Annotated in this window: 13 protein-coding genes and 1 other RNA gene; 9 read left to right on the forward strand and 5 right to left on the reverse strand. The window is 38.5% G+C overall.

Annotation, left to right across the window (positions count from 1 at the left end; all coding sequences use genetic code 11):
* Positions 1 to 365: 365 nt before the first annotated feature.
* On the forward strand, positions 366 to 866 hold the full coding sequence (locus WFH04_RS14740) for a hypothetical protein (RefSeq protein ID WP_336824817.1): 501 nt from the start codon (positions 366 to 368) through the stop codon (positions 864 to 866).
* A gap of 348 nt (positions 867 to 1214) precedes the next feature.
* Here the strand turns inward: WFH04_RS14740 and ssrS are convergent.
* Positions 1215 to 1407: non-coding RNA, 6S RNA (gene ssrS, locus WFH04_RS14745), on the reverse strand.
* A gap of 241 nt (positions 1408 to 1648) precedes the next feature.
* On the opposite strand from ssrS, the gene cax reads away from it, so the two are divergent.
* The 3 genes from cax (at position 1649) to WFH04_RS14760 (ending at position 3762) form a co-directional block, all read left to right on the forward strand.
* Positions 1649 to 2707 carry a calcium/proton exchanger gene (gene cax / locus WFH04_RS14750; RefSeq protein ID WP_336824818.1) on the forward strand — a complete coding sequence of 353 codons (1059 nt, stop codon included), beginning with the start codon at positions 1649 to 1651 and terminating at the stop codon, positions 2705 to 2707.
* Between the two features lie 70 nt (positions 2708 to 2777).
* A complete protein-coding gene (locus WFH04_RS14755) occupies positions 2778 to 3203 on the forward strand; it encodes a DUF948 domain-containing protein (protein WP_336824819.1) in 426 nt (141 codons plus the stop codon).
* A gap of 4 nt (positions 3204 to 3207) precedes the next feature.
* Positions 3208 to 3762, forward strand: coding sequence for a DUF948 domain-containing protein (locus WFH04_RS14760; protein ID WP_336824820.1), 555 nt, complete (start codon positions 3208 to 3210; stop codon positions 3760 to 3762).
* Between the two features lie 139 nt (positions 3763 to 3901).
* Here the strand turns inward: WFH04_RS14760 and WFH04_RS14765 are convergent, their stop codons facing one another.
* The 3 genes from WFH04_RS14765 to WFH04_RS14775 all read right to left on the reverse strand — a co-directional run bounded on the left by WFH04_RS14765 (position 3902) and on the right by WFH04_RS14775 (position 5308).
* Positions 3902 to 4339, reverse strand: a complete 438-nt coding sequence (locus WFH04_RS14765; protein ID WP_336824821.1) for a DUF948 domain-containing protein — start codon at positions 4337 to 4339, stop codon at positions 3902 to 3904.
* A 14-nt stretch (positions 4340 to 4353) separates the two neighbouring features.
* On the reverse strand, positions 4354 to 4827 hold the full coding sequence (locus WFH04_RS14770) for a DUF948 domain-containing protein (protein ID WP_336824822.1): 474 nt from the start codon (positions 4825 to 4827) through the stop codon (positions 4354 to 4356).
* Positions 4828 to 4963: 136 nt separating this feature from the next.
* Entirely contained in the window at positions 4964 to 5308 is a 345-nt protein-coding gene (locus tag WFH04_RS14775; protein ID WP_336824823.1) for a DUF3899 domain-containing protein, read from the reverse strand.
* A gap of 257 nt (positions 5309 to 5565) precedes the next feature.
* On the opposite strand from WFH04_RS14775, the gene WFH04_RS14780 reads away from it, so the two are divergent.
* The 5 genes from WFH04_RS14780 to WFH04_RS14800 all read left to right on the forward strand — a co-directional run bounded on the left by WFH04_RS14780 (position 5566) and on the right by WFH04_RS14800 (position 11425).
* Positions 5566 to 7290, forward strand: coding sequence for a peptide ABC transporter substrate-binding protein (locus WFH04_RS14780; RefSeq protein ID WP_336824824.1), 1725 nt, complete (start codon positions 5566 to 5568; stop codon positions 7288 to 7290).
* A gap of 168 nt (positions 7291 to 7458) precedes the next feature.
* The gene (gene opp3b, locus WFH04_RS14785) at positions 7459 to 8391 is read left to right on the forward strand and encodes an oligopeptide ABC transporter permease (protein WP_336824825.1); all 933 of its coding nucleotides are present in this window, start codon (positions 7459 to 7461) and stop codon (positions 8389 to 8391) included.
* Positions 8391 to 9413 (forward strand): oligopeptide ABC transporter permease, encoded by a 1023-nt coding sequence (gene opp3C, locus WFH04_RS14790; RefSeq protein WP_336824826.1) that lies wholly within the window; start codon positions 8391 to 8393, stop codon positions 9411 to 9413. Before opp3b ends, opp3C begins: the two co-directional genes overlap by 1 nt.
* 15 nt (positions 9414 to 9428) lie before the next feature.
* Positions 9429 to 10493 carry an ABC transporter ATP-binding protein gene (locus WFH04_RS14795; RefSeq protein ID WP_336824827.1) on the forward strand — a complete coding sequence of 355 codons (1065 nt, stop codon included), beginning with the start codon at positions 9429 to 9431 and terminating at the stop codon, positions 10491 to 10493.
* Complete coding sequence (locus WFH04_RS14800; protein ID WP_336824828.1) at positions 10493 to 11425, forward strand: ABC transporter ATP-binding protein; 933 nt, start codon at positions 10493 to 10495, stop codon at positions 11423 to 11425. Before WFH04_RS14795 ends, WFH04_RS14800 begins: the two co-directional genes overlap by 1 nt.
* A gap of 89 nt (positions 11426 to 11514) precedes the next feature.
* Here the strand turns inward: WFH04_RS14800 and fdhD are convergent, their stop codons facing one another.
* Complete coding sequence (fdhD, locus tag WFH04_RS14805; protein ID WP_336824829.1) at positions 11515 to 12303, reverse strand: formate dehydrogenase accessory sulfurtransferase FdhD; 789 nt, start codon at positions 12301 to 12303, stop codon at positions 11515 to 11517.
* Positions 12304 to 12338 lie beyond the last annotated feature (35 nt).

The raw sequence follows: 12338 nt of genomic DNA on the forward strand, positions 1-12338 counted from the left end.
AGCTGGCGTCCTGGCTCGGAAGTCATGCCCGTAGAGGCTCGCTGTCAAGTCGCAACTGCAAACGCAGGCAGACCTTAAAACTTTTGTGCAGTTTAGTGTTGACAATCCAAACACATTTTTCGATGCATTAAAAAGCTTATAAGCCCTATAGCTGCTAATAGCCCGGTAGCGAAATTTTGACAATAGAAAGCCCGTCTCCAAGAGAATTATTGAACTATTCCTGTTGACGGGCTACGCCTTCTGCACCTTTGCCAGCATTGTCCATGGATCTACGCAAGCGCTTTAAGTCAATTGGACAACTACATTTTTGTAATAACTCCATCACAATTGCAAACCATACTTATAAATAGAGGAGGGAGAATAAAATGAAGCGAGCAGTACTTATTTTAAGCACATTTCTTTTCGTTTATTTGGAGAATTCTTATGCTCAGGAAAGTTTAGAAGACCTTTATTTGAAAGGTGGAGAGTTTACAGAAGTAAATAAAGCTATAAAAGAAGCTGAAAAACACTTTGGAAGAGATATAAATTTGCCTGTACGGCTTCCTGCGACAGCTTATACTCATTCTTTTGGTTCTTTCAGAAAGGATGGAATATCTCAACTAACGCTCAAATACCTTAATGAAAATACAGGGCATACTCATTATTCTATCAGAGTTACAGAAAAATATGATAGACCTAACGTTAAGTCTCCACAAGAAACTGTATCATTGAAGAATGGAGAGAAAGCACTTTATCTTGATAGAGATAATGCAGATGCATTAATGTTCGAGTTAGATTCGTTTGAATATATTTTAATACTTGATAAAAATAGTTTTGGTTCAAATTCAAAAGAAACCCTTGTTCAAATCGCAAATTCGATAAGATGATTAACTTACATTGAACAAAATTGGTTTTGCATATAAAGTTATTTTTATCGAAAAGACACTTTGGATGTACTTGAATATCTGAAAAATCGCCTGTCCATTGTGGATGAGGACGCTTGCTACATACTCAAGAAAAGCTGTAAGTTATAGGGTGAGGAGAATTCAAGTGCTCGGATAACTTCCTTAGCTCTCTTATATTTCTGGATTCATCACTAATTGTATAAAGAGTGATTCATAAAGATTTTCCAAGAAATTTTACAACAGCTTTACAACGACAGTATTTTTGCACAAAAAAAATCACCCTCCCAAAAAGGAAGGTGATCATATATAAACGTTGGTATTATAAGCTTTAGAAAAGCCGCCTTTGCCGTATTGTAATCATAGAAAGTTTTAAACCACCACTCCTCAAAGTGGGTGTTCGCAGAAACGTTCCTGTCCGTCCCGATTGATGTGAATCGGGCATACCATTCCAGTTCCTATATAAAACTCCCTTTTACAGCTTAAAGGTTAAAACTTAATGTGAATACGTACAATGCAGCTTATGTCATTATAATACATGACTCCGGTTGTCATTTCAATGAAAATGATTTCCAAATGAAGTTGATTTCATATGACCTTTTAAGTAATTAAAAAATAAGCATTGGATTTCCACAGATCACTAAATATTTTGAACCGATAAAGCAATAGAGAGCAAACTTTCATACGAAAACATTTTCCGCAAGCTGTTTTCAATTTCACAATAAGGGAAAGGATCATAGTAAGCGAAGTTGGAAAGCGGTGAAACGATGAATCGGATTTTTCTATTGATGTTGGTGATTGGTCTGCCCTTAATTTTAATCGGGACGATTTTTAACTGGTCAGACATTCCAATGTTTTTATTATGTGCTGTGGCAATTATTGCACTTTCCAGTTTTATCGGAAGGGCGACTGAAAGTATTGCAATCGTCAGCGGACCAAGAGTTAGCGGATTATTAAATGCGACGTTTGGGAATGCAGTTGAGCTGATCATTTCCTTTTTCACATTGAAAGCGGGCTTGATTGGCATAGTTTTGGCATCCTTAACAGGTTCTGTTTTAGGGAACTTACTATTAGTTTTAGGTTTTTCATTTTTCTTGGGCGGCATTAAATATAAAAGACAAAACTTTAGCATTCATGATGCAAGGTATAATTCAGGCTTACTCATCTTTGCGGTTATTGTTGCTTTTGTCATCCCGGAAATATTTTCAATGTCCATGGATGAAAAGCAGACGATTACACTTAGTATCGGGGTTTCCATTTTATTAATAGCGCTCTATTTAGCTGGGTTGTTTTTTAAGTTGGTGACGCACCGAGGTGTTTTTTCATCAAATGATCAGGAAAAAGAATCGGAAGAAAAGGAACAAGCTGAATGGTCGAGAGGGAAAGCGATTGTCATTTTGCTACTATCGACTGTTGCAGTAGCGTTTGTTTCAGAACGATTGGTTCACACATTCGAAACGTTGGGTGATCAATTTGGTTGGTCGGAGCTGTTTATCGGGGTGATCGTTGTTGCGATCGTCGGCAATGCTGCGGAGCATTTTTCAGCAATTACGATGGCGATGAAAAATCGGATGGATGTCGCTGTTGAGATTTCGGTAGGATCGACATTGCAAGTCGCGATGTTTGTCGCGCCCATTTTAGTCTTGGCTTCATTGTTTATGCCGCAATCGATGCCGCTTGTTTTTACGATACCTGAGTTGGTTGCGATGGTGACAGCTACTTTCTTAGTCATCAATTTATGCAACGATGGTGAATCGAATTGGTTTGAAGGGCTTACGTTATTAGCCGCTTATTTAATTATTGGAATAGGGTTCTTCCTTTTATAGATTTCAATTGTCAAGATTGGTTGAAAATGGTCAATGCGTGGTATAGTGGATAGGAAGGAGTGTTGCGCATATGTTTGTACATATTGGTGTTTTCTTAATGGCCATTGCATTTGCCATTTTTGCGATCTATTTATCAAAGTTGCTAAAAAATATGGCGCAAAATATTGAATTGATTGGCAAAACGACTGACCGGATGGAGAGTAAATTTGACCACACATTATATGAGTTAGAGCAAATGCTTATTGAATCTAATGGAACGGCAAAAGATGTTGAGCTAAAGTTAGATGCATTAAATAGTGTTTTCCAAACAACTGAAGAACTTGGCCAAGCTGCACAAAAAGCATCCGGTGCTATTGTGAAAATGACTTCCGACTATAATGAAGATAGTCGATTGGCTGGAACGAGGCCTTTTATTCGAATTATTCAAGCTTCAGAATTTGCGATAAGTCTCTATCAATCATGGAAGCGCGGAAGAACTGTAGGAAAAGAGGGATGAGGCTATGAGTTTAACTGGAATCGGCGTATTGCTAATCGGAATCGCATTTATTATTTTATCCATTTATATTGCAAAAGTGTTAAACAATACTGCTGGCATTTTAAAAGGGGTCAGCGAAACAATTGAAAAATTGCCTGATCAGATTGATGATGTGTTACTTGAGACAGAGAATTTAATAAAGAATTCGAACGAAACACTCTCTGATGTGAATGAAAAAATTAGTACACTAACACCTTTCTTTCATATTGCGGGGGATGTAGGAGAGTCAACTCGAAAGATTGCCTCTTCCATCAATGATTTATCATCTACTTTAAAAAATAAAACAGTAGCCGTAGATCCCGAAACAAAATCGAAACGATTGGGCGGCATTTATGGAACGGTCGCTTTAGGATATTATGCAGCTAATAAAAGGAAAGAGCTTAAGGAAAGCGGGAAAATTGTACGTCCTGCAAAATTATATGCAACCGGGAAGCAGCGTGCTTTTGATATTGAACGAATGAAGGCCGAAGCAAAACAGTCTGCAAGAGAAGGCAAGTATTTGATAAAAGATAAGGAATGATAAAATGCCTGCAAAATGTAATTATTCATTTTGCAGGCATTTTTTGGTCGATCAATGGTTTTAAGTGCATCTATACAATTTACTTTGTTTTTAAAAAAAGACGATCAACGACTCTATAATAATCGCAGATCGTCTTGTTTTATTTCTTCGTTTTGGCCTTCAAATCATTCCTTCGTTCATTGATGAAGTATAGGAAAGAAAGGATACCGAACAGTCCTTCATATTTTTCACGTTTTGTAAAATCGGATGCTTCTGTTGAAGCCGTTTGCAATAAATTAGCTTTTTCAAGTGCGGACTTTGTTATCTTCCGGGTTGCTTCGCCTGTATCGCCGATGACATGGAAGAAGGGAGTTAACTCATGAACTTGCTCATTTACATTTTTTAATGTTGAATTACTCGTTTGCATAATTTCTGTCGTTTGTTTTGTTATTTCCGTTAGTGTATTTGGTAATTCATCGGTCGTTTTTTTTATGCCTTCCAATACACCAGCAAGTTTATTGATCGGTTTTATTAATACTCCTACTAAAATGGCAAATGCGATGCCAATAATTATGACTCCAATCCCAAGCCAATCCATATTCGTTCACCTCTTTACTTTTTGATTTTTGAAGGTGGTGGGAGCTGAGCTTGTGTTTCAGCAACAATATCATGCTTCTGTTTTTCTCTCTTAAATTTGAAATAAATGCTTGTTGCGGTTTCGGTTAGTGCATTCAACTTCTCCATTAAATCCTTTGTTTTTGGATCAGGTTTTGCAATGTTGTTGGCAATTCCTTCAAACGATTTATGTAAATGGTGAGCGGATGCATGAATATTATTTGCCGATTGTGAAATACCTTCCAATGAATTGATTTTGTTTTCTACATTGTCCGCAATCCGATTTGTCTTGTCCATCAACTGCTCCGATTGATCAGTGATGTTTGATAGTTTGGATTCCATCCGTTTAACTGTAGTTGAGATTTCGTTCATCGCTACTTTCGCGCTCTTCATCGTCATAACAAAATAAATGGCAATAAGCGCAATGGAAATTGCTGCGATAGCGGCACTCACATATAGAAGGATTTCCATTTCGTCCACTCCAATCTGCTTGCATTTTCATTTATCTATTTTGTACCACTATTAGCCGTCCTATAAACCGGCAATCAGTCTCCATTTTATATCCTTCCATATTGCCTTACTTTAGTCAAAACATAAATACTCTGCATTAAATGGAATAAAAAAGAAGAGCTACAATCATAAAGAACATAATTGGTAAACCTGATATGAAGAAAAAATTAGGCTTCACAGAAACTGCTTCAGAAGGAGGTCGCATATTAACGATCTCTTTTTTGACATTGTCTGCTGAAAGAACCTTTTTCATACTGTTCGTGAAAAAATCGAAAAATCCAGAACGCACTATTAAAATGGCCCCGCCAATGAATAAATAGAATACTCCGAAGTAAAATGAGTAATTAATATATTCTAATAGAGTGAGATTTTTTGTGATAAGAAAAATAAGTGCAACAATTAATAATTGATTTATAATAATGTTATAGATCAGTTTTTTCATAATTTTCCCCTCCTTGCCTTTTAGTTTTTAACAGATGAATTATGTAATGACAATAATAGTTGAATTTATTAGTTAGCGCAATCATCTATTGATTAATCAATGTTCTTATGTGAAACTGACTGTTTTTACGATACCTTGAAAACTTTTATTATTATGTGATTAACGAAAAAAACTAAAAAAATAGTTTGACTTCATATGTTTTGAATGTATAATAAAAAGTGATAATTCTTCAGACAATTCAAAAGGAGGTCTATGATTTGAAGAAAAGAAATTTGCTGTTGCTTTTGGCAATGTCATTAGTGCTCAGCGTATTCCTTGCCGCTTGTGGAAACAAAGAGAAAGAAGAAGGCACGGAAAAACCTGCTGATAAAGGTGACGACCAAGCAACTGAACAAAGTAAAGAAGAAGAATCCGGCGAACCGGATGCAGAACAAGTACTTAACTTGATCGAAAGTGCAGCGATTCCTTCAGTTGACTCCGCAATCGTGGAAGATGCAGTTGGTTTCAACGTACTTAACAACGTAAATGAAGGTTTGTACCGCCTAAATCTTGACAACGTTGCTGAACCGGCAATGGCGGCAGAAGAAGCGGAAGTAAGTGAAGATGGTTTAACTTACACTTTCAAACTACGTGACGCAAAATGGTCTGATGGATCAGAAGTTACAGCACATGATTTCGTATTTGCATGGCAACGTGCAATTGATCCAGCTACTGGTTCACCATATGGTCCGTTCATGATGTCTGGAGTTATCAAAAATGCAACTGCGATCAGTGAAGAGAAAATGGACAAGTCGGAATTAGGCGTTGTTGCTGAAGACGACAAAACATTAGTCGTAACACTGGAACGTCCTGTTCCATACTTCTTATCGCTTATGTCTTTCGGAACATTCTATCCACAAAAGGAAGAATTCGTAACTGAAAAAGGCGATGCGTACGCTACAAACTCGGATAACCTGTTATATAACGGGCCATTCATCCTAACTGAGTGGGACGGCACAGGCGATAGCTGGGTTTACAAGAAAAACGAACATTATTGGGATGCAGAAAACGTTAAACTTGACACAATCAACGTAGACGTTGTTAAAGACTCTGCAACAGCTGTAAAACTTTACAATGACGGCAAGAAAGACCGTGCCGGAGTATCAGGCGACTTGGCTCTTCAATATGCTTCACATGAAGAAGCAGTACATCAGCCTGAAACATCTGTTTTCTATTTCAAGTTTAACCAAGAAAGAAATGGAGAAAAAACTCCACTTGCAAACGTTAACATCCGTAAGGCAATTGCAAAGGCTTTCGAAAAAAATGACTTAGCTGAAGTAGTTCTTGCAAACGGTTCCGAGCCTGCGAACTTCCTTGTACCAAAAGATTTCGCATACGATGAAAACGGAACTGACTTCCGTGAAATTAGCGGGGAGCACTTAGTATACGACGCTGAAGAAGCGAAAGAATACTGGCAAAAAGGTTTAGAAGAGTTAGGTGTAACTGAATTGGAGCTTGAAATCCTTGGCGGGGACACTGAATTATCTAAAAAAATGGACGAATATTTCAAATCACAACTTGAAGGAAATCTTGAAGGTTTGACAATCAAGTTGAAAGAAGTTCCATTCGCTGTACGTTTAGAGCTTGATGGAAATCAAGACTACGACATCCAAGTTTCCGGTTGGGGCCCTGACTTCCAAGACCCTATTTCATTCATGGATCTTTTCGTGACTGACGGAACGAACAACTTAATGTCATATTCAAACCCTGAATATGATGCCTTGATCGAATCAACTAAAAATGAGCTTGCTTTAGATCCTGCAGCTCGTTACGAAGCATTCGCAAAAGCTGAAAAAATCCTATTGGAAGAAGATGCTGCAATCGCACCTATCTACCAACGCGGGTTGATCCAGCTTCACAAGCCTTATTTCAAAGGTCTTGCTGTTCACCCATTCGGAGCTGACTACAGCTATAAATGGGCATACATCTCAGGTAAAGAGTAAGTTACCTATTAGTTAAATAGATAGAGAGTATATGGATATACAAAGCCCATATACTCTCTTTTTAGTAAAAGGGAATTAAGCGAAAGTTTGTAAGTGTTTACATTTTGAAAAGAAATTGATAATTATCAATTTAACATAAATCAAACGATCGTATTTTGGAGGTGCAATGTGGTTAAGTATATTGGAAAACGGCTCGCCTATATGTTCCTAACGATGTTCTTAATTGCGACTGCAACGTTTTTCTTAATGCAGACGCTGCCAGGTTCACCGATCGCTTCTTATAATAAACTGAACGAAACTCAACGAGCGATCGTCGAAAAGAAATATGGCATTGACAAACCGAAACCAGTTCAATACGCCATTTATATGAAAAACTTAGCAAAAGGGGATTTGGGAACTTCCTTTGTTTTCAAAGGGAAGAGCGTGAATGACCTATTAGCATCAAGGGTGAAACCTTCTTTCATATTAGGTGCACAGGCGATGGTGTTTGGAACGATTGTAGGAATTCTGTTAGGTATGCTCGCCGCCTTAAGGCAAAATACAATATGGGATTATGGAAGTACATTTATAGCAATATTAGGTGTTTCGATACCGTCCTTTGTGTTTGCGTCATTATTGCAATATTGGGTCGCTTCTCAATGGCACTTATTGCCTGTAGGTCTTTGGGATGATGGATGGAAATCAAGTATACTTCCTTCGTTAGCCTTAGCAATGGGACCACTTGCTTTATCTGCCCGTTTTATCCGTACAGAAATGATTGAAGTATTAAGTTCTGATTATATAACGCTGGCAAAGGCAAAAGGTGCAAGCGGTTTTGAAATAGCATTCAAACATGCTTTTCGTAATGCGCTAATTCCTCTTATTACAGTATTAGGGCCGCAAGCAGCCGGTATTGTTACTGGTTCCCTTGTTGTAGAACAGATCTTTGCAATTCCGGGAATTGGAGAGCAGTTCGTATCCTCTATTATGACGAGTGACTTTGCTACGATTATGGGTACGACACTATTCTTTTCTGCATTGTTGATTCTGATCATCTTCATTGTAGACCTATTATACGGAATTATTGATCCGCGAATTCGTTTGTCTGGAGGTAAAGGCTAATGCGAAAAGAAGAACTTCAACAATTGCCGCCGGAAAAATTCGAGCGCATTACAGTCGATAGTAGCAATGCCGAACGTATTTCCAAGCCGAGTTTAAGCTTTTGGCAAGATGCTTGGCTCAGACTTCGAAAAAACAAAGCGGCTATAATCAGTATGGTTGTATTGGTCCTTATGATTATTATGGCTTTGGTAGGTCCACATTTAAATGGTCATGACGGTGATGAGCAAATTTTGCGTCACGCGAACTTGCCTCCAAAAATCCCTGGGCTTGAAAAGTTAGGGATATTTGATGGAACAGGTAAATTAGGTGGAGAAACAGTCAACTTATATGAAGTGAAAAAAGTAGATGAATATTACTGGTTCGGTACTGACGGACTTGGTCGCGACCTGTTTACCCGTCTTTGGGAAGGAACGCAAATTTCCTTATTAATTGCATTTGTAGCTGCGGCGATTGATGTGGTTATCGGAGTCCTATATGGAGGCATATCAGGATATTTTGGTGGACGTGTAGACGATGTTATGCAACGTATTGTCGAAATTTTAATTGGAATTCCAACACTGATTATTGTCATCTTGATGCTTTTAATTATGGAACCGGGGTTAACCGCCATCATCATCGCGATTTCCTTGACCGGTTGGATCGGCATGTCACGTATCGTGCGTGCTCAAATACTGAAATATAGAGGTCAGGAATTCGTATTAGCTTCGCGTACGTTAGGTGCAAGTGACAAGAGGATTATCGGTAAGCATTTATTGCCGAATATTATGGGAATTATCATCATTAATACGATGTTCACGATTCCGAGCGCGATATTCTTTGAAGCATTCTTAAGCTTCATCGGATTAGGTCTTCAACCACCTGCTGCTTCATTAGGTACGTTGATTAATGATGGTTATAAAGTTATGGAACACCAACCGTATTTCTTAATGTTCCCAGCTTTAGTAATTAGTATTTTGATGATTGCATTCAACTTAATCGGTGACGGACTGCGCGACGCGTTTGATCCAAAGATGAAAGATTGATAGGGGGAAAGCGACATGGAAAAAATATTGCAAGTGAATGACTTAGAGCTTTCCTTCCATACATTTGCCGGTGAAGTGAAAGCAATCCGAGGTGTGAATTTTGATTTAATTAGAGGGGAGACGCTCGCTATCGTTGGTGAATCCGGATCCGGAAAATCGGTTACGACAAAAGCGATTATGCGCCTCCTTCCTGAATCAAGCTCAGAATTTAAGAACGGACAGATTTTATTTAATGGAAAAGATTTAACAAAATTAACGGATCGTGAAATGCAAAAAATTCGTGGGAAAGACATTTCGATGATTTTCCAAGATCCGATGACTTCGTTGAATCCAACGATGACAATTGGTAAGCAAATTATTGAGCCGATTTTAAAACACCAAAAAGTAAGTAAAGCGAAGGCAAAGGAAGTTGCTATTGATTTATTGCGAATGGTTGGCATCCCGAACCCGGAAAAACGATTTAAAATGTATCCTCACCAATTTTCCGGCGGTCAGCGTCAACGTATCGTTATTGCAATTGCACTTGCATGTAATCCGAAAATCCTAATTGCCGATGAGCCGACGACCGCTTTGGACGTTACAATTCAAGCTCAAATTCTTGAATTGATGAAGGATATTCAAAATAAAGTAGATACGTCCATTATTTTTATCACGCATGATTTGGGAGTAGTGGCGAATGTTGCCGATCGTGTTGCAGTTATGTATGGCGGTAAAATTGTAGAGGTAGGAACAGTAGATGAAATTTTCTACAATCCTCAGCATCCATATACTTGGGGACTATTAAGCTCAATGCCTTCTATGGATTTGGAAGAAGAGAAGCTATATGCAATCCCTGGTACTCCTCCAGATCTATTGAATCCTCCAAAAGGGGATGCATTCGCATTGCGTAGTGAGTATGCACTTCAAATTGATTTAGAAGAATCACCACCAATGTTCAAAGTGAGCGATACACATTATGCAGCCACTTGGCTTCTTCATCCGAACGCACCGCAAGTAGAGCCGCCATTAGCGATCATTGAACGGATGAAAACATTTCCAGGAAGCAAATATTATGAAAAAGCGACCGGGGGTGAGGCGTGATGGCTGAAAAATTATTAGAAGTTAAAAATTTGAAGCAATACTTCAATGAAGGAAAGCCTTCAGAAGTTCGAGCGATCGATGATATTAGTTTTGACATTTATCGAGGGGAAACATTTGGTTTAGTTGGTGAATCCGGTTGTGGGAAATCGACTACAGGACGTACGATCATCCGCCTGTATGATGCGACAGACGGCGAAGTTTTATATGATGGCGTTAGTGTCCACGGTAAAAAGTCTTCTCAAGAAATGAAATCTCTGAATCAGCGGATGCAAATGATTTTCCAAGATCCATATGCATCATTGAACCCTCGTATGAAAGTGTTAGATATTATTGCGGAAGGGTTAGATATACACGGTCTTGCCAAAACACAGCAAGAGCGCAAGGAAAAAGTTGTTGATCTCCTTGAAACAGTTGGTTTAAACCCAGAGCATGCAGATCGGTATCCGCATGAATTCTCCGGTGGTCAGCGCCAACGTATTGGTATTGCACGAGCGTTAGCGGTCAATCCTGAATTTATCATTGCAGATGAGCCGATTTCAGCGTTGGATGTATCCATTCAAGCGCAAGTTGTCAATTTATTGAAAGAACTGCAAAAAGAAAAAGGGCTAACATATTTATTCATCGCACATGACTTGTCGATGGTAAAATATATTTCTGATCGGATCGGCGTTATGTATTTTGGGAAGCTTGTTGAATTGGCGCCCGCGGAGGATTTATATAAGAACCCGCTACACCCGTATACAAAATCTCTTTTATCGGCAATCCCTCTTCCGGACCCGAGATATGAAAGATCTCGTGTACGGAAACCGTATAATCCAGCAGACCATAATTACGCAGCTGACGAAAAATTATCATTCCGGGAAGTGACACCAGGTCATTTTGTCCTCTGTTCCGATAAAGAATTTGCAGAAATGAAAAATTCAATACAATAATGAAAACCGCCTTTTGACATCTATTTAGATGTGTAAGGCGGTTTTATTATGCCCTGTATTACGGATGTTTCTTCGTTCGAATTTTAGTGTTAAGTAGTAAGACGATGGGGATGTGTATATACATTAAATGAATTCCCTCGTATAAATCCTACAGTCGTAATGCCTAACTGTTCCGCTAATTTTAGCGCTAATTCAGTAGGGGCTGATTTGGACAGTACGATTTCGCAGCCAATTTTTGAAACCTTTAACAAGATTTCCGATGAAATTCTTCCGCTAAACACAATGATTTTATCGGAAACAGCAATTGAATGCTTTAAGCAATGTCCGTAAATTTTATCGAGCGCATTATGTCTTCCGATATCCGTTCGAGACAAAATAATTTGTTCAGGGGTACAGAGAGCTGCATTATGGACTCCACCAGTTTCTTGAAACATTTTTGCGGACTCATCCAATTGCTTCATAAGCGAAAAGCATTGGTCTGGATTTAGTTTGACATTGATCTCTGTCATCGTTTTTGCAGTTAACGCATCATGAGCAAAAACGAATCCTTGCCTGCTCATGCCGCAGCATGAAGCAATATATCTTTTGTTCAACATTTTTTCATAGTACGGGAAATATTGATCTGTTGAAATATGAATAACTCCTAAGTCCTCTTGCAGTGAAATTTCTTTGATCGACTCATATTTAGGGATGACACCTTCCGAAGCTAAAAAGCCGATGACCATTTCTTCAATGTGCTCCGGAGTGCATACAATCGTCATAAATTCCTTGCCGTTAATACGGATTGTAATGGGGTGCTCATCTGCTACGACATCTATTTGTTCAACCATTTTCCCATGCTTATATTTATAAATCGTTCGGTTATGAATAGGGTACATTCATCGATTCGCCCTCTTTCATCATTTTCAATATT

This window comes from Sporosarcina sp. USHLN248 (assembly GCF_037144575.1).
Taxonomy (GTDB): domain Bacteria; phylum Bacillota; class Bacilli; order Bacillales_A; family Planococcaceae; genus Sporosarcina; species Sporosarcina contaminans.